Annotated in this window: 21 protein-coding genes and 4 tRNA genes; 18 read left to right on the forward strand and 7 right to left on the reverse strand. The window is 60.1% G+C overall.

Annotation, left to right across the window (positions count from 1 at the left end; genetic code table 11):
• Position 1: 1 nt before the first annotated feature.
• The 4 genes from ALQ04_RS21705 to ALQ04_RS21720 form a co-directional block, all read right to left on the reverse strand.
• Positions 2-1975, reverse strand: a complete 1974-nt coding sequence (locus ALQ04_RS21705) for a MacB family efflux pump subunit (protein WP_122317788.1) — start codon at positions 1973-1975, stop codon at positions 2-4.
• On the reverse strand, positions 1976-3148 hold the full coding sequence (locus ALQ04_RS21710; protein ID WP_122317789.1) for an efflux RND transporter periplasmic adaptor subunit: 1173 nt from the start codon (positions 3146-3148) through the stop codon (positions 1976-1978). It lies immediately after the preceding gene.
• A 172-nt stretch (positions 3149-3320) separates the two neighbouring features.
• Positions 3321-3737, reverse strand: a complete 417-nt coding sequence (locus ALQ04_RS21715) for a hypothetical protein (RefSeq protein WP_122317790.1) — start codon at positions 3735-3737, stop codon at positions 3321-3323.
• Between the two features lie 205 nt (positions 3738-3942).
• The gene (locus ALQ04_RS21720) at positions 3943-5139 is read right to left on the reverse strand and encodes an amino acid aminotransferase (RefSeq protein ID WP_122317791.1); all 1197 of its coding nucleotides are present in this window, start codon (positions 5137-5139) and stop codon (positions 3943-3945) included.
• Between the two features lie 357 nt (positions 5140-5496).
• Here ALQ04_RS21720 and uvrB point away from each other — a divergent pair, with 357 nt between their 5' ends.
• From uvrB to ALQ04_RS21770, 10 genes are all read left to right on the forward strand, one after another.
• Entirely contained in the window at positions 5497-7512 is a 2016-nt protein-coding gene (gene uvrB, locus ALQ04_RS21725; RefSeq protein WP_122317792.1) for an excinuclease ABC subunit UvrB, read from the forward strand.
• Positions 7513-7638: 126 nt separating this feature from the next.
• Positions 7639-9120, forward strand: coding sequence for a glutamate--tRNA ligase (gene gltX, locus ALQ04_RS21730; protein ID WP_122317793.1), 1482 nt, complete (start codon positions 7639-7641; stop codon positions 9118-9120).
• Between the two features lie 178 nt (positions 9121-9298).
• Positions 9299-9374, forward strand: a tRNA-Ala gene (locus ALQ04_RS21735).
• An 86-nt stretch (positions 9375-9460) separates the two neighbouring features.
• Positions 9461-9536, forward strand: a tRNA-Glu gene (locus ALQ04_RS21740).
• A gap of 52 nt (positions 9537-9588) precedes the next feature.
• Positions 9589-9664 (forward strand) — tRNA-Ala (locus ALQ04_RS21745).
• Positions 9665-9709: 45 nt separating this feature from the next.
• A tRNA-Glu gene (locus tag ALQ04_RS21750) sits at positions 9710-9785 on the forward strand.
• Positions 9786-9989: 204 nt separating this feature from the next.
• Positions 9990-10529, forward strand: a complete 540-nt coding sequence (locus ALQ04_RS21755) for a TetR/AcrR family transcriptional regulator (protein ID WP_122317794.1) — start codon at positions 9990-9992, stop codon at positions 10527-10529.
• A gap of 84 nt (positions 10530-10613) precedes the next feature.
• The gene (locus ALQ04_RS21760; RefSeq protein WP_122317795.1) at positions 10614-11072 is read left to right on the forward strand and encodes a thioesterase family protein; all 459 of its coding nucleotides are present in this window, start codon (positions 10614-10616) and stop codon (positions 11070-11072) included.
• 28 nt (positions 11073-11100) lie between these two features.
• Positions 11101-12069, forward strand: coding sequence for a tRNA-dihydrouridine synthase (locus tag ALQ04_RS21765; RefSeq protein WP_122317796.1), 969 nt, complete (start codon positions 11101-11103; stop codon positions 12067-12069).
• 103 nt (positions 12070-12172) lie between these two features.
• The gene (locus ALQ04_RS21770; RefSeq protein ID WP_122317797.1) at positions 12173-12616 is read left to right on the forward strand and encodes an Hsp20 family protein; all 444 of its coding nucleotides are present in this window, start codon (positions 12173-12175) and stop codon (positions 12614-12616) included.
• A 40-nt stretch (positions 12617-12656) separates the two neighbouring features.
• Here ALQ04_RS21770 and ALQ04_RS21775 read toward each other — a convergent pair whose 3' ends face one another.
• Positions 12657-14864, reverse strand: coding sequence for a bifunctional diguanylate cyclase/phosphodiesterase (locus ALQ04_RS21775; RefSeq protein WP_122317798.1), 2208 nt, complete (start codon positions 14862-14864; stop codon positions 12657-12659).
• A 116-nt stretch (positions 14865-14980) separates the two neighbouring features.
• Entirely contained in the window at positions 14981-15850 is an 870-nt protein-coding gene (locus ALQ04_RS21780) for a LysR family transcriptional regulator (RefSeq protein WP_122317799.1), read from the reverse strand.
• Between the two features lie 147 nt (positions 15851-15997).
• Between ALQ04_RS21780 and leuC the strand changes: the two genes are divergently transcribed.
• From leuC to asd, 5 genes are all read left to right on the forward strand, one after another.
• The gene (leuC, locus tag ALQ04_RS21785; protein ID WP_122317800.1) at positions 15998-17422 is read left to right on the forward strand and encodes a 3-isopropylmalate dehydratase large subunit; all 1425 of its coding nucleotides are present in this window, start codon (positions 15998-16000) and stop codon (positions 17420-17422) included.
• A gap of 10 nt (positions 17423-17432) precedes the next feature.
• On the forward strand, positions 17433-18074 hold the full coding sequence (gene leuD, locus ALQ04_RS21790; RefSeq protein WP_122317801.1) for a 3-isopropylmalate dehydratase small subunit: 642 nt from the start codon (positions 17433-17435) through the stop codon (positions 18072-18074).
• 84 nt (positions 18075-18158) lie between these two features.
• A complete protein-coding gene (locus ALQ04_RS21795; protein ID WP_122317802.1) occupies positions 18159-18923 on the forward strand; it encodes a class I SAM-dependent methyltransferase in 765 nt (254 codons plus the stop codon).
• A gap of 69 nt (positions 18924-18992) precedes the next feature.
• Entirely contained in the window at positions 18993-20075 is a 1083-nt protein-coding gene (leuB, locus tag ALQ04_RS21800) for a 3-isopropylmalate dehydrogenase (RefSeq protein ID WP_122317803.1), read from the forward strand.
• A gap of 75 nt (positions 20076-20150) precedes the next feature.
• Complete coding sequence (gene asd, locus ALQ04_RS21805; RefSeq protein WP_122317804.1) at positions 20151-21263, forward strand: aspartate-semialdehyde dehydrogenase; 1113 nt, start codon at positions 20151-20153, stop codon at positions 21261-21263.
• Between the two features lie 75 nt (positions 21264-21338).
• Here asd and ALQ04_RS21810 read toward each other — a convergent pair whose 3' ends face one another.
• The gene (locus tag ALQ04_RS21810; protein WP_122317805.1) at positions 21339-22490 is read right to left on the reverse strand and encodes an acyltransferase; all 1152 of its coding nucleotides are present in this window, start codon (positions 22488-22490) and stop codon (positions 21339-21341) included.
• 286 nt (positions 22491-22776) lie between these two features.
• Between ALQ04_RS21810 and ALQ04_RS21815 the strand changes: the two genes are divergently transcribed.
• Genes ALQ04_RS21815 through dgoD form a run of 3 tightly spaced genes read left to right on the forward strand, consistent with a single transcriptional unit; the run spans position 22777 to position 25617 of the window.
• Positions 22777-23754 carry a 2-dehydro-3-deoxygalactonokinase gene (locus tag ALQ04_RS21815; protein ID WP_122317806.1) on the forward strand — a complete coding sequence of 326 codons (978 nt, stop codon included), beginning with the start codon at positions 22777-22779 and terminating at the stop codon, positions 23752-23754.
• A gap of 28 nt (positions 23755-23782) precedes the next feature.
• Positions 23783-24409, forward strand: a complete 627-nt coding sequence (locus ALQ04_RS21820) for a 2-dehydro-3-deoxy-6-phosphogalactonate aldolase (protein WP_122317807.1) — start codon at positions 23783-23785, stop codon at positions 24407-24409.
• A gap of 59 nt (positions 24410-24468) precedes the next feature.
• Positions 24469-25617: a galactonate dehydratase gene (gene dgoD / locus ALQ04_RS21825; protein ID WP_122317808.1), complete on the forward strand. Its 1149-nt coding sequence runs from the start codon at positions 24469-24471 to the stop codon at positions 25615-25617.
• Positions 25618-25681 lie beyond the last annotated feature (64 nt).

Here is a 25681-nt window from a genome sequence, read left to right on the forward strand (position 1 = left end):
ATCATTCGCTGGTGAGGGCTGCAACCGGGTCGAGCCGGGCAGCTTTGCGGGCAGGCATAAAACCGAAGACCACTCCGGTGACCAGTGCGCAGGCAAAGGCTCCGGCAACGGCGAACAGCGAAAACGCCACGGCGACCTTGCTGAGCAGCAGTACGCCGCCCATGCCAAGAGCCAGCACGATTCCCGCCATGCCACCCACCACCGACAGCATCACTGCCTCGGTGAGGAACTGGCGAAGAATGTCGCCCTGGCGTGCGCCGGTGGCCATGCGAATGCCTATTTCCCGGGTGCGTTCCCGCACGGTCATCAGCATGATATTCATCACGCCGATCCCGCCCACCAGCAGCGAAATGGCGGCAATCGAGCCGAGCATCAGCGACAGGGTGTTCTGGGTCCGGGCTTCGGCCTGGATCATGGCTGCATTGTTGGTCAGTTCGTAATCGTTCTTGCCGTTGTGCAGGCGCTGCATCAGGTCATTGATGGCCTTTTCGGCTTCCTTGACCTTGCCGGCATCCCGGGTGGCAATCGCGATGTATTCCGGGTTCTGGGTGCCGAACAGGCGGATGCTGGCCGAGGAGTACGGAATGGCAATCCGGTTGTCGCTGTCCAGGTCGCCCGAGCTGGCACCTTTCTCCTGCAGGACGCCGACCACCTGAAAGGGCACGTTCTCGATCAGAATGTACTGGCCGATGGGGTCGACCAGATCCTTGAACAGCTTTTGCCGGACCTTGTGGCCGATTACTGCAACCGCTGCCGCGCTGTTTTCGTCGGCCTCGGTGAAGTAACTGCCTTCGACGACCGGCCAGTTGAAGATCGCCGGGAAATGCGTGTCGTTGCCGCCGACATAGCTGGAGTGATCGGCGTTGCCAAAGCGTACGCCGGCCTGTCCACCATTGACCGGCATGATCATCTTGACCTCGGGCAGTTCGCCCAGGGCGGCGACTTCTTCCAGAGTGATGATGCCTTTGGCGGTGCGCGGACTCGGGGACTTGCCGTTGAGGTAAATGATGTTGGAGCCGAACGACGACATCTGTGCCATGACCTGGCGCTTGCTGCCTTCGCCGACAGCCAGCATGACCACCACCGAAGCAACGCCGATCACGATGCCCAGCAAGGTCAGGGCGGTGCGGAAACGGTTGATCCACATCACCCGCCATGCGGCCTGGATGGCATCGAGCAGTTCACCTTTCCAGGCGCCACTACCGGTGCTGCCTTCGCTCAGGCGCTGGCGCAGGTCCACGGCCTGCAAGGCGGCCGGGTTGCCTGACGTTTGCGCCTGCGGGTTATCGACTGCGCTGTCGCTGACAATCAGGCCGTCGCTGATTTCGATGACTCGCTTGGCGCGGGCGGCGACTTCCCGGTCGTGGGTAATGAGAATCACCACATGGCCCTGGCTGGCCAGTTCGTCCAGCAGCGTCATGACTTCCGCACCGCTGTGGCTGTCGAGGGCACCGGTGGGTTCGTCGGCGAGAATGATATGCCCGCCATTCATCAGGGCGCGGGCGATGGATACCCGTTGCTGTTGACCTCCGGACAGTTGGTGCGGGCGATTGGCCGTGCGCGAAGCCAGTCCCAGTCGGTCGAGCAGTGCCGCGGCGCGGGCATGGCGTTCTGCGGCAGGCGTTCCGGCATAGATGGCCGGCATCTCGACGTTTTCCTGGGCCGAGCCGGACGGAATCAGGTGATAGCCCTGGAACACGAAGCCAAAGGCTTCGCGGCGCAGCCAGGCCAGTTCGTCGCTGCCCAGTGCGGCGACATCTTCTCCGGCGAACAGGTAATGCCCAGAGCTGGGGCGGTCGAGGCAGCCGAGAATATTCATCAGCGTCGACTTGCCCGAGCCGGAGGCGCCGACGATGGCCACGAACTCTCCGGCATGGATCGACAGGTCGATCCCGCGCAGCACGTTGACCAGCGGGCTGTCGCCACCGCCGTAGGATTTGCGGATAGCCCGCAGGTCGATCAGTGGCGTGTGCATTCAGCCTCCACTGCCGATGGCCGGGCCGATCAACAGTCGATCACCTTCATCCAGCCCTTCCAGGACCTGCACGCGCAGGCGGTCGCTGATTCCGGTGCGTACCCGACGGCTTTGCACATCGCCATTGGCGGTGATGACCCGGGCGATCTGCACATCGCTTTGCGGGCCGCTTTTCAGCGCGGCAACGGGAGCCGTCAGCGTGTTTTGCGCGCTATTGGCGACAAAGAAAACCTGCGCGGTCATTTCCGCCATCAGGGCCTGATCGGCGTTGTCGACATCCAGCAGCACGGTATAGAGCACGACCCGGCCACTGCCGCTCTTGCCGGCACTACTCGGACTGCCGCCGCCCTGATTGGCCTGTTCCAGAGGCTTGGGCGGCACCGGGAGGATTTGTCGTACGGTGCTGCTCCAGCGTCGGCTGCCGCCGCTCAAGGTCGTGAAATAGGCATTCATGCCGGGTTTGACATGACCGATGTCGGCTTCGGACACCTCGGCCCAGACGGTCATCGGCGAGAGCCGGGCGATGCGCAGGATCAGCGGCGTCTGTTGCTGGGCATTGAGGGTCTGGCCTTCCCGGGCGTCCAGCGCGACCACGGTGCCGGACATCGGCGCGTAAATGCGCGTATAGCCCAGCGCGGCTTCATCGCTGCGCAGACTGGCCTGGGCCTGGAGGATCTGCGCCTTGAACATGTCGACTCGCGCCTGGGTGGCGCGAAACTCGGATTCGGCCGCCTGTACATCCTCGGCCCGCGTCGCGCCACCGGCGGCGAGGCTTCTCTGGCGTTGTTGTTTCTGCTGCGCCAGTTCGTGCAGGGCACGCTGCTCCTGAAGCTGGGCCTTGAGGTTTTCAATGGCATAGCGTGCCGCGTCGAGCCGGGCTTTCTGTGTGGACGGGTCGATCTCGACCAGTAGTTGACCTTCCTTGACCTGATCGCCGACCTGAGCGTGGATCTTCATGATCTGGCCGGTGGCCTGGGAGCCCACATCCACATAACTGCGCGGCTGCAGAGTACCGAGCGCGGTCACGCTGCTCTGGATGTCGCTACGGGTTACGGTTGCAGTGGCTGCATCGCTGTTACCGTCCGGCATGATCTGCCAGGCGCACACGGCGATGACCGGAAACAGGCACAGCGCCAGGAGGAGGGCGCGTCTTGGGTGTCGAGAGCGTTTCATGCAGGGTTCCTGCGCGGAGAATTCAGCCTGTCGGCAGGCGACGGCCAGGAGAACTGTCCAATAAACGAGGAACGGGGGCGGGAATTTAGCGGGGGCAGATTCGGTGCAGTGATTTCAGGAAAGCCAGACGGCTGTCTGACTCCCTCTTATCGTCAGCGGCTTGCGCGGCTTCTTACTGCGACATCATGAAGTGAATCTTGTAGTTGTAAGGTGCCGACCATTTCTTGGAAACGTACTCATAGCAGGCGCCGTCCGACAATTGTCCATAGCCCTTTGCGCTGCTGGTGTATTGCGGGCCAGTGGAGTATTCCTTGTGGCCAGCCTGGAATCTGCATCCGCCAGTGGACTGGCCGCTTGCGTAGTCAGCCTGTACATCGCTGCTGCTGAAGCCGGAAGGGGCGATGAAGTTGACGGTTTGATAAGGTGCCAGAGTGGACGGGAAGCCGCTGGTAGATGACACCAGGGTCAGGGTCTTCGGCGTGTTGTTCTGCATGGTGACTTCAATGACAGCCGCCATGGATGCCAGTGGACTCAGCGACAGCGCCAGGGCTGCTGCGGTGAAGGGGAGTTTGAAAGATTTGAACTTCATGTAATCTCCGTATTGTCCTGAGATATAGCCTGATGTACCGGTCTTGAAGTGCTTCGAGTACCGGTACATGTCCTTGCGGGTTTTCGTCCGGAAAACCACGCCCAGCTTAGCGGCGTCACTGGAAATAACTTGAGGTGTTTTTTGCAGGCATGAAAAAGGGAAGCCGGACTCACGCCCGGCTTCCCTCTGGTGTCGCAGCGAAGGCTTACAGCACTTGCTTGATCGCGTCACATACCGCGTCGATGTTCTTCTGGTTCAGTGCGGCAACGCAGATACGACCGGTATCCAGCGCGTAGATGCCGAACTCGTTTCGCAGGCGCTGGGCCTGTGCGGCGGTCAGGCCCGAGTAGGAGAACATCCCGCACTGGCGACCGACGAAGCTGAAGTCCTGACCGGCCGGGTTGTTGGCCAGGCGCTCGACCATGGCTTTGCGCATACCGTGGATGCGGACACGCATTTCGCCCAGTTCTTCTTCCCACATGGCGCGCAACGCCGGGTCGTTGAGGACGGCGGCCGAGATGATTGCACCGTGGGTTGGCGGGTTGGAGTAGTTGGTGCGGATCACACGCTTGACCTGGGACAGGACGCGGGCGGTTTCTTCACGGGACTCGGTGATGATCGACAGGGCGCCGACACGCTCGCCGTACAGCGACAGCGACTTGGAGAACGAGCTGGAAGCGAAGAAGGTCAGGCCCGAGTCGGCGAACAGGCGGACTGCCACGGCGTCTTCGTCAATGCCTTGACCGAAGCCCTGGTAAGCCATGTCCAGGAACGGTACGTGGCCCTTGGCCTTGACCACTTCCAGAACCTTTTTCCAGTCGTCCAGGCTCAGGTCGACGCCGGTCGGGTTGTGGCAGCAGGCGTGCAGCACGACGATGGAGCCGTTCGGCAGGTTCTGCAGGTCTTCCAGCATGCCGGCACGGTTCACGTCGTGAGTCGGGGCATCGTAGTAACGGTAGTCCTGGACCGGAAAGCCTGCGGCTTCAAACAGTGCGCGGTGGTTTTCCCAGCTTGGATCGCTGATGGCGACCACGGCATTGGGCAGCAGGCGCTTGAGGAAGTCTGCACCGATCTTCAGTGCACCGGTGCCGCCGACCGACTGGGTGGTCAGCACGCGGCCCGAGGCGATCAGTGGCGAGTCGGCACCCAGCAGCAGTTTCTGTACCGCCAGGTCGTAGGCCGAAATGCCGTCGATAGGCAGGTAGCCACGCGGAGCGTGTTGCGCCACGCGAATCTTCTCGGCTTCGGCAACTGCGCGCAGCAGCGGAATGCGCCCGTCTTCGTCACAGTAGACGCCCACGCCAAGGTTGACCTTGGTGGTGCGGGTGTCGGCGTTGAATGCTTCGTTGATACCCAGGATCGGATCGCGGGGCGCCATTTCGACAGCGGAGAACAGGCTCATTGTTTGCGGCAGCTCTGAATGAAGGGTGAAGGGGAGTGCAGGCTCCGACAGAATGCGCCAGAGCGGTGCACAAACGGGGACCTAGTATAAAGAGCATCCACCGAGGGATCGACAGGCTGCGGCGGGTTTTTTCAAGGTTTTTCCGGTTATTTGCAGAACGTTCGTCTTATTGAAACCTCAATGCTTTAGAGCCTGATGCAATCCGCGCCTTGAAAGGTGAGTATATGGCTCCATCTACACAGCATCACTTCAGGCACTGCACGTCTTCCCGGCGGGATCGGGCGTTGGCGGTGATTTGGTTTTTGCATGCATGTCATGCAGGCCAATCCTTTGCGCAAACGAATCAAGAGGTAGGTCATGTCCGAGTTTCAGCTCGTCACCCGTTTTGAGCCAGCTGGCGATCAGCCCGAGGCGATCCGCCTGATGGTCGAAGGGATCGAAGCCGGCCTGGCGCACCAGACCCTGCTGGGTGTGACCGGCTCGGGCAAGACTTTCAGCGTGGCCAACGTGATTGCCCAGGTGCAGCGTCCGACCCTGGTGCTGGCACCGAACAAGACCCTGGCGGCGCAGTTGTACGGCGAGTTCAAGGCCTTCTTCCCGAACAACGCGGTGGAGTATTTCGTCTCTTACTACGATTACTACCAGCCCGAAGCCTATGTGCCCTCGTCGGACACCTTCATCGAGAAGGATGCGTCGATCAACGACCACATCGAACAGATGCGCCTTTCCGCAACCAAGGCCCTGCTGGAGCGCAAGGACGCCATCATCGTTACCACGGTGTCGTGCATCTACGGTCTGGGCAGCCCGGAAACCTATCTGCGCATGGTTCTGCACATCGATCGCGGCGACAAGCTCGATCAGCGTGCCTTGCTGCGCCGCCTAGCGGACTTGCAGTACACCCGCAACGACATGGATTTCGCCCGGGCGACCTTCCGGGTTCGCGGTGATGTCATCGATATCTACCCGGCCGAGTCCGATCTGGAAGCGATCCGCGTCGAACTGTTCGATGACGAAGTGGAGAGCCTGTCGGCGTTCGATCCGTTGACCGGGGAAGTGATCCGCAAGCTGCCGCGCTTTACCTTCTATCCGAAAAGTCACTATGTCACTCCGCGTGAAACGCTGCTCGAAGCCATGGAAGGGATCAAGGTCGAGCTTCAGGAGCGCCTGGAGTACTTGCGCAACAACAACAAGCTGGTGGAAGCCCAGCGTCTGGAGCAGCGCACCCGTTTCGATCTGGAGATGATGCTGGAGCTGGGTTACTGCAACGGTATCGAAAACTATTCGCGCTACCTCTCGGGCCGTCCGTCCGGTGCGCCGCCGCCGACGCTCTACGATTACCTGCCGCCCGATGCCTTGCTGGTCATCGACGAATCCCACGTCAGCGTGCCGCAGGTCGGCGCGATGTACAAAGGCGACCGCTCACGCAAGGAAACCCTGGTGGAATATGGCTTCCGTCTGCCATCGGCGCTGGATAACCGGCCGATGCGTTTCGACGAATGGGAGGCTATCAGTCCGCAGACCATCTTTGTTTCGGCCACGCCCGGCAACTACGAGGCCGAGCACGCCGGGCGCATCATCGAGCAGGTGGTGCGTCCTACCGGGCTGGTGGATCCGCAGGTCGAGATTCGTCCGGCGCTGACCCAGGTCGATGACCTGCTGTCGGAAATCAACAAGCGAGTGGCGCTGGAGGAGCGGGTGCTGGTGACCACGCTGACCAAACGCATGGCCGAAGACCTGACCGACTATCTGGGCGACCATGGCGTGCGGGTTCGCTATCTGCACTCGGACGTCGACACTGTGGAGCGGGTCGAGATCATCCGCGACCTGCGCCTGGGAGTGTTCGACGTGCTGGTGGGGATCAACCTGCTGCGGGAAGGTCTGGACATGCCGGAAGTGTCGCTGGTGGCGATTCTGGATGCCGACAAGGAAGGTTTCCTGCGCTCCGAACGCTCATTGATCCAGACCATTGGTCGGGCTGCACGTAACCTCAATGGCCGGGCGATTCTCTATGCCGACCGGATCACCGGATCCATGGAACGGGCGATTGGCGAGACCGAGCGGCGTCGCGACAAGCAGATTGCCCATAACCTGGCACATGGCATCACCCCCAAGGGTGTGGTCAAGGACGTGGCCGATATCATGGAAGGCGCAACGGTGCCCGGCTCGCGCAGCAAGAAGCGCAAAGGCATGGCCAAGGCTGCGGAAGAGAACGCCCGCTACGAAAACGAGCTGCGTTCGCCCAGTGAGATCACCAAGCGCATTCGCCAACTGGAAGAGAAGATGTACCAGTTGGCCCGCGATCTGGAGTTCGAGGCGGCGGCACAGATGCGCGACGAGATTGCCAAATTGCGTGAGCGGTTGCTGGCGGTCTGATTTGTTGCTTGTCGCGGGGCTGTCCGTGCAGGAGCGGATTTATCCGCGAAGCTTTCCCCACGCTGGAGCCACAAGGCTCCAGCCTGTTAATATTCCGGGCTTGATCGATCTATTTCGGAATTTTTCATGACCACCGTTCGCACTCGCATCGCGCCATCTCCCACTGGCGACCCTCACGTTGGCACGGCCTACATCGCGCTTTTCAACTATTGCTTTGCCAAGCAGCACGGTGGTGAGTTCATTCTGCGGATCGAAGATACCGATCAGTTGCGTTCGACCCGTGAGTCCGAGCAGCAGATTTTCGATGCGTTGCGCTGGCTGGGCATCGAGTGGAGCGAAGGTCCGGATGTAGGCGGGCCGCATGGTCCGTACCGGCAGAGCGAGCGGGGCGATATCTATCGGAAATACGCTCAGCAACTGGTCGAGCTCGGTCATGCCTTCCCGTGTTTCTGCACCGCCGAAGAGCTGGATCAGATGCGTGCCGAGCAAATGGCCAAGGGTGAGACGCCGCGTTATGACGGCCGCGCCCTGCTGCTATCCAGGGAAGAAGTGCAGCGTCGCCTGGAGGCCGGCGAGCCGCACGTGATCCGCATGAAAGTGCCGACCGAAGGCGTTTGCGTGGTCCCGGACATCCTGCGTGGCGAGGTGGAGATCCCGTGGGATCGGATGGACATGCAGGTGCTGATGAAGACCGATGGCCTGCCGACCTACTTCCTGGCCAACGTGGTCGATGACCATTTGATGGGCATCACCCACGTCCTGCGTGGCGAAGAGTGGCTGCCGTCCGCACCGAAACTGATCCTGCTCTACGAGTATTTCGGCTGGGACAAGCCGCAACTGTGCTACATGCCGCTGCTGCGTAACCCCGACAAGAGCAAGCTGTCCAAGCGCAAGAACCCGACTTCGGTGACGTTCTACGAGCGCATGGGCTTCATGCCTGAAGCGATGCTCAACTATCTGGGCCGCATGGGCTGGTCGATGCCGGACGAGCGCGAGAAGTTCTCGTTGCAGGAAATGGTCGATAACTTCGACCTGTCCCGTGTTTCCCTGGGCGGGCCGATCTTCGATATCGAGAAGCTGTCCTGGCTCAATGGTCAGTGGCTGCGCGAGTTGCCGGTCGAACAGTTCGCCAGCCGCGTGCAGAACTGGGCGCTGAATCCCGAGTACCTGATGAAGATCGCTCCACACGTTCAGGGCCGGGTCGAAACTTTCAGCCAGATCGCCCCCCTGGCCAGTTTCTTCTTCGCCGGTGGCGTTACCCCGGATGTGAAACTGTTCGAGCACAAGAAGCTGTCCGGCGATCAGGTTCGCCAGATGATGCAATTGATCCTGTGGAAGCTCGAATCCCTGCGTCAGTGGGAAAAGGAGCCGATTACCGCCTGTATCCAGGCCGTGGTCGATCATCTGGAGTTGAAGCTGCGCGATGCCATGCCGTTGATGTTTGCGGCGATTACCGGTCAGGCCAGCTCGGTGTCGGTGCTCGATGCGATGGAAATCCTCGGCCCGGACCTGACCCGTTTCCGTTTGCGTCAGGCCCTCGATCTGCTCGGTGGCGTGTCCAAGAAGGAAAACAAGGAGTGGGAAAAGCTGCTGGGCGCCATTGCCTGATGCAGTAGAGGATCGCTGTGCGTCTGCAGAACCGGGCGCACGGCGGTCGATTCGGCCTCGGTTTTATGGGGTCGCAGTGGTAAGTGTTTGTTATGTCGACGAAAAATTTTCAAAAATGTTGAAAATAAATTTGACAGGTCTGCTCCTCACGCTTAACATGCGCCCCGTCCACTGATGTGGGGCTATAGCTCAGCTGGGAGAGCGCCTGCATGGCATGCAGGAGGTCAGCGGTTCGATCCCGCTTAGCTCCACCAAATATAGAGTTTCAAGGTTCGGCTACATTGCCTTGAAACAGTATGATGACCGGATCCAGCACCGGTCATGTACTAAAGAAGGTTTTGTCCCCTTCGTCTAGTGGCCTAGGACACCGCCCTTTCACGGCGGTAACAGGGGTTCGAGTCCCCTAGGGGACGCCAGTTTCAAAGAGTGACGCCGCAAGGTTGATCTCCGCCGCGAGGCGATAAATCCGGGGCTATAGCTCAGCTGGGAGAGCGCCTGCATGGCATGCAGGAGGTCAGCGGTTCGATCCCGCTTAGCTCCACCAATTTTGCCAGGGTTCGCTGATAGCGAATCTGCTCGAAGGTTTTGCGTCCCCTTCGTCTAGTGGCCTAGGACACCGCCCTTTCACGGCGGTAACAGGGGTTCGAGTCCCCTAGGGGACGCCACGATTTCTCGCTCTGCGAGACCAAGGGTCATTCGATTATTGAATGGCCCTTTTGTTTTTTGGGCGCTTTTAATCTTCGCCCGCTCTTCTGCGCTGTCCTCTTTTTATTGCATGTCATTCGTCTGTCTTCGGCAGACGGGCAGGGTTGCGCTTGTCATTCAGGAACATGCGAATAATATTATCTGCGTAATTTCTGGAGGTCGGCATGACAGACAAAAAAGCGCAAACCCGTGAACGGATTCTGGATGCTGCCAGCGCGGCCTTGATCAGTCGTGGGCCGGAGCAGCCCAGCGTCAATGAGATCATGGGCGCTGCGGGGCTGACGGTGGGCGGCTTCTATTCGCACTTCGACAGCAAGGAAGCGCTGATGCTGGAAGCCTTCAATCGCTTGCTGAGCCAGCGCAGGTCTGCGATTGCGCAAATGGATGAGCAGTTGCCCTGTGATGAGCGTCGGGTCTTGCTGGCGGCGTTCTATCTGTCTCGCAAGCATCGCGATGCCACCGAGCATGCCTGCCCGTTACCCTCGACAGCCGCACAAATGCCGCACTTGCCCGAAGACTTTCAGGCGGTACTGGCCGAACATCTGGAATTGATGGTGGCGCAACTGTCATCGAGCCCGGAGGACGCGGACAAGGTGTTGGCGGATATGTCGCTGATGGTGGGCGGGCTGGTGCTGGCCCGGGCGCTGGGTTCCGGAGAGTTGTCGGACCGTGTGCTGCGCGCTGCCAAATCGGCGGTGGTTTAGCCAGACCCGGTTACACTGCCCCTGGTTGGAGCGAATTCATTCGCTCTTGCAGTTTGAATATTATTCAGGGCAACGGGAGCAAACATGGTCTGGGATCGGGCAACGCCTTTTGTGATTGACCTCAATGTGGCAGCAGAGGACATCGATGGCCTCGGACACGCCAATAATGCGGTGTATGTCACCTGGCTGGAGCGTTGCGCCTGGCGTCATTCGCAGCATCTGGGTCTTGATCTGAGCGAGTATCGGCGTCTGGATCGGGCGATGGCAGTGGTCCGGCACGAAATCGACTACCTGGCCAGCGCCTACGAAGCTGACGAACTGCAACTGGCTACCTGGATTGTCGACTGGGACAAGCGCCTGAAAATGACCCGCTGCTTCCAGCTCAAGCGTCCGGCCGACGGCCTGACCTTGCTGCGCGCGCAGACCACCTTTGTCTGTATCGAGCTGTCCACCGGCAAGCCCAAGCGCATGCCGGGCGAATTTATCGAGGGTTATGGCGCCGCCATGGCGGACGGCGTTCCAAATCCCGGCGCCGGGCAGTAAACTGCCGGACTTTTTTCGAGTGTGACCCATGCAAATTGCTCTGGCGCCCATGGAGGGGTTGGTCGACGACATCCTGCGTAACGTGCTGACCCGTGTCGGCGGCGTCGACTGGTGCGTGACCGAGTTCATCCGGGTGACCGAGCGGGTCATGCCTGCCGCCTATTTCTACAAGCTGGCTTCTGAACTGCACACCGATGCGAAGACGGCGGCCGGTGTGCCGTTGCATCTGCAGTTGCTGGGCTCCGACCCGGTCTGTCTGGCGGAAAATGCCGCTTTTGCCTGTGAGCTGGGTGCGCCGGTGCTGGATCTGAATTTCGGCTGTCCGGCCAAGACCGTCAATCGCTCCCGTGGTGGCGCGATCCTGCTCAAGGAGCCCGAGCTGCTGCACTCCATCGTCAGTCATGTGCGGCGTGCCGTGCCCAAGGCCATTCCGGTCACTGCCAAGATGCGCCTGGGTTACGATAATACCGATAACGCGCTGGATTGCGCCCGGGCGCTGGTGGATGGCGGGGCAGAGCGGATCGTGGTGCATGCCCGGACCAAGGTCGATGGCTACAAGCCGCCTGCACATTGGGAATGGATTGCGCGGATTCAGGAAGTGGTCAAGGTTCCGGTGGTCGCCAATGGCGAGATCTGGACCGTCGACGACTGGCGGCGCTGCAAGGAAATCTGCGGCGCACGCGACATCATGATCGGCCGTGGCCTGGTCGCGCGTCCCGACCTTGCCCGGCAGATTGCTGCGGCCAATGCGGGTGAGGACGTGGTCGAGATGACCTGGGCCGAACTGCAGCCCATGTTGCGCACCTTCTGGAAGGATTGCCTGGCCAAGATGACGCTGATCCAGGCGCCGGGGCGTCTCAAGCAGTGGCTGGTGTTGCTGACCAAGAGTTACCCGGAGGCGGTGGTCATGTTCGATACCTTGCGCCGCGAAACGGACTGCGAGCGGATCAGCGCCCTGATCGGCTTTTCTCCCGACGAACGGTCGTCTGCGGAGTAAAAGCAGGCTCTTGAAATATGTCTGGCTGACCCTAGTTTGGTGGATAAGCGATACCGGATCCGGATCGCAGAATATTCATCTCACTGACTAGAGGAGACCTGTCATGACTACTTCATTTTCCCTGGCCCCACTCTTTCGTCATTCAGTGGGCTTCGACCGCTTCAATGACCTGTTCGAGTCCGCGGCCCGTAACGATGCAACCGGCAGCTATCCACCCTACAACGTGGAAAGACACGCCGACGATCACTACCGCATCGTGATTGCGGCGGCAGGCATGCAGGAAGAGGATTTCGAGCTGCAGATCGAGAAGGGCGTGCTGACCGTCAGCGCCGGCAAGCGTGGTGATGAAGTCGAAGGCATCACTTACCTGCATCAGGGCATCACGCGGCGCGAGTTCAAGCTGTCCTTCCGTCTGGCGGACCACATTGAAGTCAAGAGCGCCAGTCTCAGCCATGGCTTGTTGAATATCGATCTGTTGCGCCAGGTGCCTGAAGAAGCCAAGCCAAAACGCATTCCGATCAACCAGCAGAAGGTTCTGCAGCATTGAGAACCGCTCGGGAAGGCATCCACGGATGCCTTCCTGTCTTTTACTCCTCTGCCAGCGAGGGCTGGGGATGGTTTTGCGGCAATCTTCTTTCCCGGTGCAGCAAGGCCTCGAACTCACTGATCTTCACCGGTTCACTGAACAGATAGCCTTGATAGGTGTGGCAATCCAGTTGTTCGAGGAATGCCAGTTGCTCCACGGTCTCCACGCCTTCGGCAATCACATTCAGGTTGAGACTCTGGGCCATGGCCACGATGGCACGAATGATCTCGGCATCGTTGGGGTCGGTAGTGGCATCGTGTACGAACGACTGGTCGATCTTCAGCACATCCACCGGCAGGCGCTTGAGATAGGTCAGCGATGAATAACCGGTGCCGAAGTCATCCATGGCAAAGCTGACACCGATCTTTTTCAGGCGCAGCATCTTGGCGATGGTGTCGTCCAGGTTCTGGATGACAATGCCTTCGGTGATTTCCAGTTTGAGCATGGTGGCTGGCAGGCGATAGCGCTTGAGGCAGCTTTCCACCTGTTCGACAAAGTCGGTCTGGCGGAACTGCCGCGGGCTGATATTGACCCCCAGCAGAAATTCATTGAGCGGAATCAGCCCTTGCTGCAAGAGCTGGCCGCCGACCTTGCAGCCTTCTTCCAGCGCCCAGCCGCCCACTTCCAGGATCATCCCGCTTTCTTCGAGTATGTGAATGAACTGGGTCGGTGCCAGCAGGCCGTAATCGGAATGCTGCCAGCGCAGTAAGGCTTCGGCGCCAATGATCTTGCCGCTCAGGGTGTTGACCTGCGCCTGGTAGTACAGATGCAGCTCGTTGCGGGTCAGCGCCATGCGCAGGTCGTTTTCCATGCGCAGGCGCTGGCTGGCGGCTTTCTGCATGGAACGATGGAAAAGCTGTGCGGCATTGCGCCCCGAGTCCTTGGCGCGGTACAGCGCAATATCGGCGCGCTTGAGGATGTCGGCGGGGTTCGAGCCATGATCGGGAATCAACGCGATACCGATGCTGGGCGTCACTTGTAGCCGTTGCCGGTCAATGAACATGGGCTCGGCCAGCAGCTTGCGCAGGTTATTGGCCAGTTCCTGGACCTGAGTGGCGACTTCATGCCGGGTACCTTGCAGGTCGCCGACCAGCACCACGAATTCATCGCCTCCCAGGCGGGCGACGGTGTCTTCCAGGCGTACGCTGGCTTCCAGGCGGGCGGTGACGATGGTCAGCACGCAGTCGCCCATCGGATGGCCCAGCGAATCGTTGATGTGCTTGAAGTGGTCCAGATCCAGAAACAGCAGGGCGCCGCGCAGGTTGTCCTGCTTGAGCTGAACGAGCTGCTGGCTGAGCCTTTCCATGAGCATGGCGCGGTTGGGCAGGTTGGTCAGCGGGTCGTGATAGGCCAGATGCTGGACCTGTGCCTGGGCGTGTTTCAGCTGGCTGATGTCGCGTGCGGTCACCAGCAGGCAGGCGGTTGCATCCAGGGTGATGCATTCGGCCGAGACATCGAGCACCAGAGGGGTGCCATTCTTGTGGCGCCCGTTCATTTCCATATGATGGATCTGGCCAGCATCGCGCAGTTGCTCGACCAGTTGCTGGAGTTGGTCCGGCTCGACCCAGAGCCCGGCTTCATAGGCCGTGCGGCCCAGGACTTCCTGGCTGGTGAAGCCGGTGAGTCGACAGAAGCCGTCATTGACCTCTACATAACGACCTGATTCCAGCTCGGTGATGGTGATCGAGTCGGGACTTGAGTGAAAGGCCTTGGCGAATTTCTCCTCGCTAGCCAATAGCGCCGAGCGGGCATGCTGTTGAGTGATGTCCAGCAACGTGCCGGACAGTTTCAAGGGTGCGCCATTGTCATCCCGGTACAGTCGGGCGCGGCCTTCCAGCAGGCGCGGAGCGCCATTTTTCAGTTGCAGCCGGTAAGTGATGTTGAAGCTGTCGTGCTGGCTGTCGAGCATGGCCTGATAGGCCTGACGCATGCGGTTGCGTTCCTCGACCGGCACGTCAGTGAAAAAGATGTGCAAGGTGTCACGGAAGGGCTCGGCCTGCATCCCGTGCAGTTGGGCGGCCTGGGCCGAGGCATGCAGTATGTCGCTGGGAATATGCCAGTCCCAGGTGCCCATCTGTGCCGAGCCCAGCGCCAGCTCCAGACGGTCGCGCAGTTCTTTGAGGGTTTGATCCGCACTGAGGTGCGTCAGGTCCGAGGCAGATGCCTGACCGGCTAACAACGGAGAAGAGCTATCTGCTGGGATGGGCATTTGATCACGAGCCTTTAATGTATAAAGCCACTAAAACGATCGATTTACAGCATGCAACCCGTATATCAGGGTTCTGTTGTTCTGTCTCGGAAATAAACACTCGACCCGACATCCTGTCAGGCCTGGGCATCCAGCAGCGCCATGAACGCCCTGGCGGCATTCGACAGCGTGCGCTCGGTGTGCAGGATGTAGCCTAGCTGGCGATTGAGTTGCACGCCCGGTAATGGAATCCGTGCGACCTGTTCATCGAGCATGGTGCGCGGCAATACGCTCCAGGCCAGGCCGATGGAAACCATCATTTTTATGGTTTCCATATAGTTGGTGCTCATGGCGATATTGGGTTTGAGGCCCTGAGCCTCGCACAGGCCGCTGACGATGTGGTGGGTAAAGGTGTTGCCGCCGGGAAATACCGCCGGGTAGAGCACAATGTCTTCGAGTTTCATCGGCCCGCTGTTGGTCAGTGGGTGTTCGGGGGCCGCGACGAAGTCCAGCGGGTCGTCCCAGACCGGCACGGCGCGCACCAGTGCATGTGGCTGGGGCGCGAGGGTGATGACCGCCAGTTCGGCGCGGCCATGCAGGATTTCCTCGTAAGCCACTTCCGAATCCAGAAACTGGATGTCCAGAGCCACTTGCGGATAGGCGCGGGTGAACTCTCTCAATACAGGTGGCAAGCGGTGCAGGCCGATGTGGTGACTGGTGGCCAGGGTCAGGCGACCGCTGACTTCGCCGGTGAGGTTGGTCAGCGCTCGGCGGGTGTCATCCAGCACATTGAGAATCTGATAGGCGCGGGGCAAAAGTGCGCGGCCGGCTTCGGTCAGACTGACTTCGCGGCCCAGCCGATCAAACAGCCGGACGTTCAATTGCTGCTCAAGACCGGCAATGCGTTTGCTGATCGCGGGCTGGGTCAGGTGCAGATGTTCGCCTGCCCCCGAGAAGCTGCCGGTTTCGGCAATGGCGATAAAAGCGTTGAGGTTGGCAAGATCCATGGTCGGATTCCAGTTGGTTATCCAAAGCATAAAAATTATGAATTTGAGTTATTTAAGCATATTCCATAGCATTGACCGCACAAGCCAAGGGGTCATCGATGTCCGATTGCCCAAGGCATAGAAAAAGCTGATGAGGAAGTACGTCCGATGGCCGGCAAAACGCTCTACGACAAGCTCTGGGATTCGCATTTGGTCAAACAGCGCGACGATGGCTCTGCGCTGATCTACATCGACCGCCATATCATTCACGAAGTGACCTCGCCCCAGGCCTTTGAAGGCTTGCGTCTGGCCGGGCGCAAACCGTGGCGCATCGATTCGATCATTGCGACCCCGGACCACAACGTGCCGACCACCCCGGAACGCAAGGGCGGGATCGAGGCCATCGCAGACCAGGTTTCGCGCCTGCAGGTCCAGACCCTGGATGACAACTGCGACGAATATGGCATCACCGAATTCAAGATGAACGACCCGCGTCAGGGCATCGTTCACGTGGTCGGCCCGGAGCAGGGCGCAACCTTGCCGGGCATGAGCGTGGTCTGCGGCGACTCGCACACCTCGACCCACGGTGCATTTGGTGCGCTGGCCCACGGTATCGGCACTTCCGAGGTCGAGCACGTGCTGGCGACCCAGTGTCTGGTCGCCAAGAAAATGAAGAACATGCTGGTGTCGGTCGAAGGCCAGTTGCCATTTGGCGTGACGGCCAAGGACATCGTTCTGGCGGTGATCGGCAAGATCGGCACGGCTGGCGGTAACGGCTACGCCATCGAATTCGCCGGCAGCGCGATTCGCGACCTGTCCGTCGAAGGCCGCATGACCATCTGCAACATGTCCATCGAAGCGGGCGCTCGGGTCGGCATGGTGGCCACCGACGAAAAGACCGTCGAGTACGTCAAGGGCCGTCCGTTCTCGCCACAAGGCGCAGAGTGGGATCTGGCTGTCGAGGCCTGGAAGGATCTGGTTTCCGATGCCGACGCGGTGTTCGACAGCGTGGTCGAGCTGGATGCAGCGCAGATCAAGCCGCAGGTCAGTTGGGGCACTTCGCCTGAAATGGTCCTGGCCGTCGATCAGAACGTGCCTGATCCGGCTCAGGAAGCCGATCTGGTCAAGCGTGGCTCCATCGAGCGCGCCTTGAAGTACATGGGCCTGAAAGCCAATCAGCCGATCACCGATATCCAGCTGGATCGCGTGTTCATCGGTTCCTGCACCAACTCGCGCATCGAAGACTTGCGCGCCGCTGCGGACGTAGCAAAGGGCCGCAAGGTTGCCGCGACCGTCAAGCAGGCGATCGTGGTGCCGGGTTCAGGCCTGATCAAGGAACAGGCCGAGCTGGAAGGTCTGGACAAGATCTTCATCGAAGCCGGTTTTGAATGGCGTGAGCCGGGCTGTTCGATGTGCCTGGCGATGAACCCGGATCGCCTGGGTTCCGGCGAGCATTGCGCTTCTACCTCGAACCGTAACTTCGAGGGTCGTCAAGGCGCCGGTGGTCGTACTCACCTGGTCAGCCCGGCGATGGCGGCAGCGGCAGCGGTCAATGGCCGTTTCATCGATGTCCGTGACTTGATCCAGCACTAAGGAGCCCAGCATGAAAGCGTTTACCCAGCACAACGGCCTTGTCGCTCCTCTGGATCGTGCCAACGTCGACACCGACCAGATCATTCCCAAGCAGTTTCTCAAGTCGATCAAGCGCACGGGTTTTGGCCCGAACCTGTTCGATGAGTGGCGTTACCTGGATGTGGGCCAGCCTTATCAGGACAACTCCAAGCGTCCGCTGAACACCGACTTCGTGCTCAACCATGAGCGTTATCAAGGTGCCAGCGTGCTGTTGGCCCGTGAGAACTTCGGTTGCGGTTCGAGCCGCGAGCACGCGCCATGGGCGCTGGAAGAGTATGGCTTCTGCGCGATCATCGCCCCGAGCTATGCCGATATCTTCTTCAACAACAGCTTCAAGAACGGCCTGCTGCCGATCATTCTGGCCGAAGATGAAGTCGATCAACTGTTCAAGCAGGTTGAAGCAAACCCTGGCTACCAGTTGAGCATCGATTTGCAGGCGCAGACCGTGACCCGTCCCGACGGCAAGGTCCTGAGCTTCGAGATCGACGCATTTCGCAAGCACTGCCTGCTCAACGGTCTGGACGATATCGGCCTGACCCTGGTGGACAGCGATGCCATCGCCGCCTTCGAGAGCAAGCACCGCGCCAGCCAGCCGTGGTTGTTCCGCGGCTGATCCGGACACAGGATGAATTCGCTCCCACACAGGCTGTGCGGGAACGAATTCATTCGCGAACAACCTGCCAGGCAAGGAAACGACATGACAAGCTCTGCCCACACTCAAGTCGTACAACGCCAGTTCGGTGAACAAGCTGCCGCCTATCTGAACAGCGCAGTACATGCGCAAGGCGTCGAGTTCGCGCTATTGCAGGCCGAAGTGGCCGGGCATGGCGATGCCCGTGTACTGGATCTGGGCTGTGGCGCGGGGCATGTAAGTTTCAGTGTCGCCCAGGCGGTTGGCGAAGTGGTAGCTTACGACCTCTCGCAGCAGATGCTGGATGTGGTAAACGCCGCGGCTTCCGAAAGAAATCTGGGCAACATCCGTACTGTCCGGGGCGCCGCCGAGCGCCTGCCGTTCGGGGATGGCGAGTTCGACTTCGTGTTCAGTCGCTACTCGGCTCATCACTGGAGCGATCTGGCGCTGGCCCTGCGCGAAGTGCGCCGGGTTCTGAAACCGGGTGGTGTGGCAGCGTTCATCGATGTGATGTCGCCGGGCAGTCCGTTGCTGGATACGCACCTGCAAACGGTCGAAGTGCTGCGCGATACCAGCCATGTGCGCAATTATTCGGCTGCCGAGTGGCTGCATCAGGTCAGCGATGCGGGTTTGTTCACGCGCGGTCACACGCGCCAGCGTTTGCGCCTGGAATACAGTTCCTGGGTCGAGCGCATGCGTACGCCGCACACGTTGCGTACGGCGATTCGTGAGTTGCAGCAGGCGATGGGGGCCGAGGTTCGCGAGTATTTCGAGATTGCCGAAGATGGTTCGTTCAGTACCGATGTCCTGGTGCTCTGGGCGCAGCGATAAGTTTTTTGCCGTATCAAGCGTTATATACAGGTGCTGTTCGAGGCGCCGATGCACAAAATTGAGGATGTTATGAGCAAGCAGATTCTGATTCTCCCAGGTGACGGCATTGGTCCGGAAATCATGACCGAAGCGGTCAAGGTGCTGGAAGTTGCCAATGAGAAGTATCAACTGGGCTTTGAGCTGAGCCACGACGTGATCGGCGGCGCTGCCATCGACAAGCATGGCGTGCCACTGGCTGACGAAACCCTGGAGCGTGCCCGTGCTGCCGACGCAGTATTGCTGGGTGCCGTGGGTGGTCCGAAATGGGACGCCATCGAGCGTGACATTCGCCCTGAGCGCGGTCTGCTGAAGATTCGCTCGCAACTGGGCCTGTTCGGCAACCTGCGTCCGGCGATTCTGTACCCGCAACTGGCCGATGCTTCGAGCCTGAAGCCGGAAATCGTCGCGGGCCTGGATATCCTCATCGTTCGCGAACTGACCGGTGGCATCTATTTCGGTGCGCCACGCGGTACTCGCGAGCTGGAAAACGGCGAGCGCCAGTCCTACGATACCCTGCCGTATAGCGAGAGCGAGATTCGCCGTATTGCCCGTGTCGGTTTCGACATGGCCATGGTGCGTGGCAAGAAACTGTGCTCTGTGGACAAGGCCAACGTCCTGGCCTCCAGCCAGCTGTGGCGTGAAGTGGTCGAGCAGGTCGCCAGGGACTACCCTGAAGTCGAACTGAGCCACATGTACGTCGACAACGCCGCCATGCAACTGGTGCGTGCGCCCAAGCAGTTCGACGTGATCGTGACCGACAACATGTTCGGCGACATTCTGTCCGACGAAGCCTCGATGTTGACCGGTTCCATCGGCATGCTGCCGTCGGCCTCGCTGGATGCCCACAACAAGGGCATGTACGAGCCTTGCCACGGTTCGGCGCCGGATATCGCCGGTCAGGGCATTGCCAACCCGCTGGCGACCATCCTGTCGGTATCGATGATGCTGCGTTACAGCTTCAACCTGACCGCTGCCGCCGATGCCATCGAACAGGCTGTCAGTCTGGTTCTGGATCAGGGTTTGCGCACCGGCGACATCTGGTCGGCCGGTAACGTCAAGGTCGGTACGCAGGAAATGGGCGATGCAGTAGTCGCCGCGCTGCGGAATCTGTAATCTCTCTGGCCCGCTGCCTGCTGTGCATGCCACATGCACGGCAGCGGTCCCACTTTTATTCAAGGTGTAGTTGCGATGAAACGTGTAGGTCTTATCGGTTGGCGTGGCATGGTCGGTTCCGTGCTCATGCAGCGGATGCGGGAAGAGCAGGACTTCGATCTCATTGAGCCGGTGTTCTTCACTACCTCCAATGTCGGTGGCCAGGCTCCGTCGGTAGGCAAGGATGTTGCGCCTCTGAAGGATGCCTACAGCATCGACGAACTGAAAACCCTCGACGTGGTTCTGACCTGTCAGGGCGGCGACTACACCAACGAGGTGTTCCCCAAGCTGCGCGAAGCGGGCTGGCAGGGCTACTGGATCGATGCGGCTTCCAGCCTGCGCATGCAGGATGATGCGGTGATCGTGCTGGATCCGGTGAACCGCAAGGTCATCGACCAGCAACTGGACGCTGGCACCAAGAACTACATCGGCGGCAACTGCACCGTCAGCCTGATGCTGATGGGCCTGGGCGGCCTGTTCGAGGCCGGTCTGGTCGAGTGGATGAACGCCATGACCTATCAGGCGGCTTCCGGTGCCGGCGCGCAGAACATGCGTGAGCTGATCAAGCAGATGGGCACTGTGCATTCGTCGGTCGCCGATGACCTGGCCAATCCAGCCAGCGCCATCCTCGACATCGACCGCAAGGTCGCCGAAGCCATGCGCAGCGATGCCTTCCCGACCGAGAACTTCGGTGTGCCACTGGCTGGCAGCCTGATTCCGTGGATCGACAAGGAATTGCCGAACGGCCAGAGCCGCGAAGAGTGGAAAGGCCAGGCCGAGACCAACAAGATTCTGGGTCGCTTCAAGAGCCCGATTCCGGTCGACGGCATCTGCGTGCGCATCGGTGCCATGCGTTGCCACAGCCAGGCACTGACCATCAAGCTGAACAAGGATGTGCCGATTGCCGACATCGAAGGTTTGATCAGCCAGCACAACCCTTGGGTCAAGCTGGTCCCGAACCACCGCGAAGCCAGCATCCAGGAACTGAGCCCGACTGCCGTAACCGGCACCATGAGCGTTCCGGTTGGCCGTCTGCGCAAGCTGAACATGGGTTCGCAATATCTGGGCGCGTTCACCGTGGGCGACCAGTTGCTGTGGGGGGCGGCCGAGCCGTTGCGCCGCATGCTGCGGATTCTGCTGGAGCGTTGATGCGCTGCCGTCTATATACGCTGTAGTCTATAAAAGGAACGCCCCATTTTCGGGGCGTTTTTTTATGGGTGCGATTCAGGGCGCGGTCCGGGTTTCGACACCGGCAGTGACTCTGCGGCTCCAGACCTTGCCCAGTTCGATGCCTGGCAGCTCGATATAGCGGTAGGTCAGTGTCGAGAGCAGCAATACCGCTGCCAGGCTGAGTGCAATGAGCAGGTTGTCCAGCAACAGGCTCCGGGTGTGAATGTAGCGGACGGCGACGTCGGAGAACTCGCCGGGGACATCGAGCACCAGTGGCTGGCCGGTGATCTTGCCGAGCAATAGCAGGCTTGTCGTCACCACGAACAGAACAATGGTGTGGGTCATGTAGATCGAGAAGGACAGCGTGCCGGCCCATCTGAACGGGCGCGAGCACAGTCCGCGCGAGATCCCGCCTGCCTCGAAGGCAAACAGGCCGATAACCCAGCAGAACAGCAGGCTCAGGGAGATGTTCTGTGACGGGCCGCTGTAGGTGATGGCCATATACACCGCCAGCAGGCTCGCGGCTTCCAGCAAGGTTGCCCGGCCCTTGTGCATCTGAAAGGCTTTGCATCGCGCATACAGCCGATACGTCATGGTGCCGCTGAAAAAGCATCCCAGGCCGGTCAGAGCGCCCTCGTTGAACAGGTTGCTGTTGAAGTACAGCGCAGCGAAAGCCAGCAGTGCAATGGCGGCAAATATCTGCCGCGACAGTCCCGGCAACACGGCCGCAATCAGCGCAAAGAGCAGATACAGGTAAAACTCGACGCTGATGCTCCACGACGGGAAGTTGAACGACAACTGACTGACACCGGGCCACCAGGATTGCAGCAACAGCAGGTTAGGCAGGATTTCTGCCGCTGACCGGGTACCGGTAAAACTCCCCGCCGCAAACTGGATGCCGCGCTGTTCGGCAACCATCTTCAGAAGCTCGAACAACAAGGCTATCAGCAAGGTCGCCAGGTGCAGTGGGTACAGGCGGCAGATCCGCGCAATCACAAAGCGCTTGAGCTGTGCGGCGCTGCCCAGTCGCTCGGCATAGATGTGATACAGCACAAAGCCGCTGAGCACGAAGAAGAAATTCACCAGGTAGTGGGCGTGCCGGAAAAATGCCAGTTCAGTGATGCTTTGCGTGGCATGAAAGTGATGCAGAACCACCGCAAGGGCGCACAGCCCGCGAAAACTGTCGAGCACGAGAAATCGCTTCATGGCATGGATTCCCTGAAGAAGATGTAGGGCTGCAAACGGCGCAGAGAGGTAGTTGAAGCGAGGAGGGCGACGGCCACGTTACCACCACGGCAAGTCTGGCCGCGCGGGGGCGGTAGCGTTGTCGTGGTTTTTGAGGCGGGTCATTCAACGGTAGCGTATTTCCAGGATGGAGCACGGATTTAATAAATCCCTATATATGGGATTAAAAATTACATATTGAGATTTTCTGGTCGATGGGCTTATAGTCCGCCTCGCACTCACTTTTAAAAAAACAACAGGTGAAGCGATGACGGCGCAATTGATCGCGCTCGATTGGGGGACAACCTCACTTCGTGCTTATCGACTTGGCGAACAAGGCCAGGTCCTGGAACAACGCTCCTTGAGCGCAGGCATCATGCAATTGCCGGATACGCCCCGGCTGATCGCGGGTGAGCTGTGCAGCAATGGTTTCGAGCTGGCCTTTGATCAGGCCTGCGGCGACTGGCTCGATGCGCAGCCGGAATTGCCGGTGATTGCCTGCGGCATGGTCGGCAGCGCCCAGGGCTGGCGCGAGGCGGTGTATCGCGAAACTCCGGCCAGCGTCCATGAGCTGAGCGCAGCCTTGCAGAGCGTCCGCAGCCTGCGTGGCGTCGATATCCATATCATTCCCGGCATATTGCAGCGCTCGACCCTGCCTAACGTGATGCGTGGCGAGGAAACCCAGGTGCTCGGCGTACTTGCCTCACTTGATGCCGAATCCAGCCAGCGGCCGCTGCTGATCGGCCTGCCCGGCAGCCACTCCAAATGGGTGCATGTGATCGAAGGACGCATTGTCCACTTCGACACCTTCATGACCGGTGAGGTATACGCGGCCCTGTGCGCTCACACCATTCTCGGGCGCACCATGCAGCGCAATGAAAGCTTCGACACCGGTGCCTTTGACTGCGGAATGTCCATTGCGCTGTCTGCGGAGGGGGTGAGCGGTCTGCTTTCGACCATTTTCAGTTCCCGGACTCTGGGGCTGACCGGCCAGCTCGAAGCCAGCGCCCAGCCTGACTATCTGTCCGGTCTGCTGATCGGGCATGAGCTGGAAGCCTTGACCCGAATTCAGCAAAAGACGCTTGAGCAACTGCCTGCCGTGATTCTGATCGGCAGCGACTCGCTCTGCGCGCGTTACACACGCGGCCTGACGGCCTGCGGTTTCGATCAGGTGACGACCGCCGTGCAGGCCACCGAGCGTGGCCTGTGGCAAGTGGCTGTTCAGGCTGGCTTGCTCGCGTCCTGACTTTCAACAGATCACTCAGAGGTGTGAAATGCTCAAACAAGCACTGAAGGAAAACGGGCTGGTCGCGATTCTGCGCGGACTGCGTCCCGAAGAAGCGCCAGCGATTGGTGATGTCTTGTATCAGGCCGGTTTCCGGGTGATCGAGGTGCCGCTCAACTCGCCGCAGCCCTATGACAGCATCACTTTGCTGCGCCAGAGCCTACCCGCCGATTGCCTGATTGGCGCCGGCACCGTGTTGACCCCGGAACAGGTGACTCAGGTCAAGGACGCGGGCGGCCAGGTCATTGTCATGCCGCACAGCGATGTCAAGGTCCTGCGTGCGGCCAAGGCCGCCGGTCTGTTCCTGTCGCCGGGCGTGGCCACCCCGACCGAAGCCTTCGCCGCCCTGGCCGAAGGTGCCGATGTGCTCAAGCTGTTCCCCGCCGAGCAGATGTCGCCGGCGGTGGTCAAGGCCTGGCTGGCAGTGCTGCCTGCCGGAACGGTGCTGCTGCCGGTCGGCGGTATTACCCCGGACAACATGCAGGTCTTTATCGATGCCGGGGTCAAGGGCTTTGGCCTGGGCTCCGGGCTGTTCAAGCCGGGCATGAGCGTCGCGGATGTCGAGCAGCGCGCCAAGGCCTATGTCAGTGCATGGCGTGAACTGGCCACTCACTGAGCCCTCATTGATCTGCGCGGCGAGCGCCTCTTCCCATACCTATAAGAGAAATTGCACACATGAAAATCACCAAGCTCACGACCTTTATCGTTCCTCCACGCTGGTGCTTCCTGAAAGTCGAAACCGATGACGGTGTCGTCGGCTGGGGCGAGCCGGTTGTCGAAGGTCGCGCCCATACCGTCGCCGCAGCCGTGGAAGAGCTGTCGGATTATCTGATCGGCAAGGACCCGCGCAATATCGAGGATATCTGGACGGTGCTGTACCGCGGCGGTTTCTACCGTGGCGGGGCGGTGCACATGAGTGCGCTGGCGGGTATCGATCAGGCGCTGTGGGATATCAAGGGCAAGGCGCTGGGTGTGTCTGTCAGTGATCTGCTGGGCGGTCAGGTGCGCGACAAGATCCGCGTCTACTCCTGGATTGGCGGCGACCGGCCAGCCGATACTGCCCGCGCTGCCAAGGAAGCGGTGGCCCGCGGGTTCACGGCGGTGAAAATGAACGGCACCGAAGAGCTGCAGTTTCTCGACACCTTCGACAAGGTCGACCTGGCGCTGGCCAACGTGGCTGCCGTGCGCGATGCGGTCGGGCCGAATGTCGGGATTGGCGTGGACTTTCATGGCCGGGTCCACAAACCCATGGCCAAGGTGCTGATGAAAGAGCTGGACCCCTACAAGCTGATGTTCATCGAAGAGCCGGTGCTCAGCGAGAACTATGAAGCGCTCAAGGAACTGGCACCGCTGACCAGTACGCCTATCGCCCTGGGCGAGCGGCTGTTCTCGCGCTGGGACTTCAAGCGAGTCTTGAGCGAGGGCTACGTTGATATCATCCAGCCGGATGCTTCCCACGCTGGCGGTATTACCGAAACCCGCAAGATTGCCAATATGGCTGAAGCCTACGACGTGGCGCTGGCGCTGCATTGCCCGCTGGGGCCGATTGCGCTGGCGGCCTGCCTGCAACTGGATGCGGTCTGTTACAACGCTTTCATCCAGGAACAGAGCCTGGGCATTCACTACAACGAAAGCAATGACCTGCTGGACTATGTGAAACACCCTGAAGTGTTCGACTACGACAAGGGCATGGTCAAGATCCCCAACGGGCCGGGCCTGGGGATCGAGATCAATGAAGAGTATGTGAAGGAGCGTGCAGCCATCGGCCATCGCTGGCGCAACCCGATCTGGCGACATGCCGATGGCAGCTTTGCCGAATGGTGACAGGCGCCTGAAGGATCGTGCCCGCGCAAGGCCGTGGGCACGATCTGCATTGCTGAATACCCAG

Origin of the sequence: Pseudomonas cichorii (genome assembly GCF_003700275.1) — a bacterium.
Lineage (GTDB): Bacteria > Pseudomonadota > Gammaproteobacteria > Pseudomonadales > Pseudomonadaceae > Aquipseudomonas > Aquipseudomonas cichorii_B.

Bases quoted from the DNA above. Each gene is read 5' to 3' on its own strand.
- ALQ04_RS21765 (WP_122317796.1), top strand. From the start codon at position 11,101: ATGCAAATTGCTCTGGCGCCCATGGAGGGGTTGGTCGACGACATCCTG.
- ALQ04_RS21820 (WP_122317807.1), top strand. From the start codon at position 23,783: ATGCTCAAACAAGCACTGAAGGAAAACGGGCTGGTCGCGATTCTGCGC.
- ALQ04_RS21710 (WP_122317789.1), bottom strand. From the start codon at position 3,148: ATGAAACGCTCTCGACACCCAAGACGCGCCCTCCTCCTGGCGCTGTGC.
- ALQ04_RS21810 (WP_122317805.1), bottom strand. From the start codon at position 22,490: ATGAAGCGATTTCTCGTGCTCGACAGTTTTCGCGGGCTGTGCGCCCTT.
- ALQ04_RS21795 (WP_122317802.1), top strand. From the start codon at position 18,159: ATGACAAGCTCTGCCCACACTCAAGTCGTACAACGCCAGTTCGGTGAA.
- ALQ04_RS21780 (WP_122317799.1), bottom strand. From the start codon at position 15,850: ATGGATCTTGCCAACCTCAACGCTTTTATCGCCATTGCCGAAACCGGC.
- leuD (WP_122317801.1), top strand. From the start codon at position 17,433: ATGAAAGCGTTTACCCAGCACAACGGCCTTGTCGCTCCTCTGGATCGT.
- ALQ04_RS21770 (WP_122317797.1), top strand. From the start codon at position 12,173: ATGACTACTTCATTTTCCCTGGCCCCACTCTTTCGTCATTCAGTGGGC.
- ALQ04_RS21760 (WP_122317795.1), top strand. From the start codon at position 10,614: ATGGTCTGGGATCGGGCAACGCCTTTTGTGATTGACCTCAATGTGGCA.
- ALQ04_RS21705 (WP_122317788.1), bottom strand. From the start codon at position 1,975: ATGCACACGCCACTGATCGACCTGCGGGCTATCCGCAAATCCTACGGC.
- ALQ04_RS21775 (WP_122317798.1), bottom strand. From the start codon at position 14,864: ATGCCCATCCCAGCAGATAGCTCTTCTCCGTTGTTAGCCGGTCAGGCA.
- uvrB (WP_122317792.1), top strand. From the start codon at position 5,497: ATGTCCGAGTTTCAGCTCGTCACCCGTTTTGAGCCAGCTGGCGATCAG.
- ALQ04_RS21755 (WP_122317794.1), top strand. From the start codon at position 9,990: ATGACAGACAAAAAAGCGCAAACCCGTGAACGGATTCTGGATGCTGCC.
- dgoD (WP_122317808.1), top strand. From the start codon at position 24,469: ATGAAAATCACCAAGCTCACGACCTTTATCGTTCCTCCACGCTGGTGC.
- leuC (WP_122317800.1), top strand. From the start codon at position 15,998: ATGGCCGGCAAAACGCTCTACGACAAGCTCTGGGATTCGCATTTGGTC.
- leuB (WP_122317803.1), top strand. From the start codon at position 18,993: ATGAGCAAGCAGATTCTGATTCTCCCAGGTGACGGCATTGGTCCGGAA.
- asd (WP_122317804.1), top strand. From the start codon at position 20,151: ATGAAACGTGTAGGTCTTATCGGTTGGCGTGGCATGGTCGGTTCCGTG.
- ALQ04_RS21815 (WP_122317806.1), top strand. From the start codon at position 22,777: ATGACGGCGCAATTGATCGCGCTCGATTGGGGGACAACCTCACTTCGT.
- ALQ04_RS21715 (WP_122317790.1), bottom strand. From the start codon at position 3,737: ATGAAGTTCAAATCTTTCAAACTCCCCTTCACCGCAGCAGCCCTGGCG.
- ALQ04_RS21720 (WP_122317791.1), bottom strand. From the start codon at position 5,139: ATGAGCCTGTTCTCCGCTGTCGAAATGGCGCCCCGCGATCCGATCCTG.
- gltX (WP_122317793.1), top strand. From the start codon at position 7,639: ATGACCACCGTTCGCACTCGCATCGCGCCATCTCCCACTGGCGACCCT.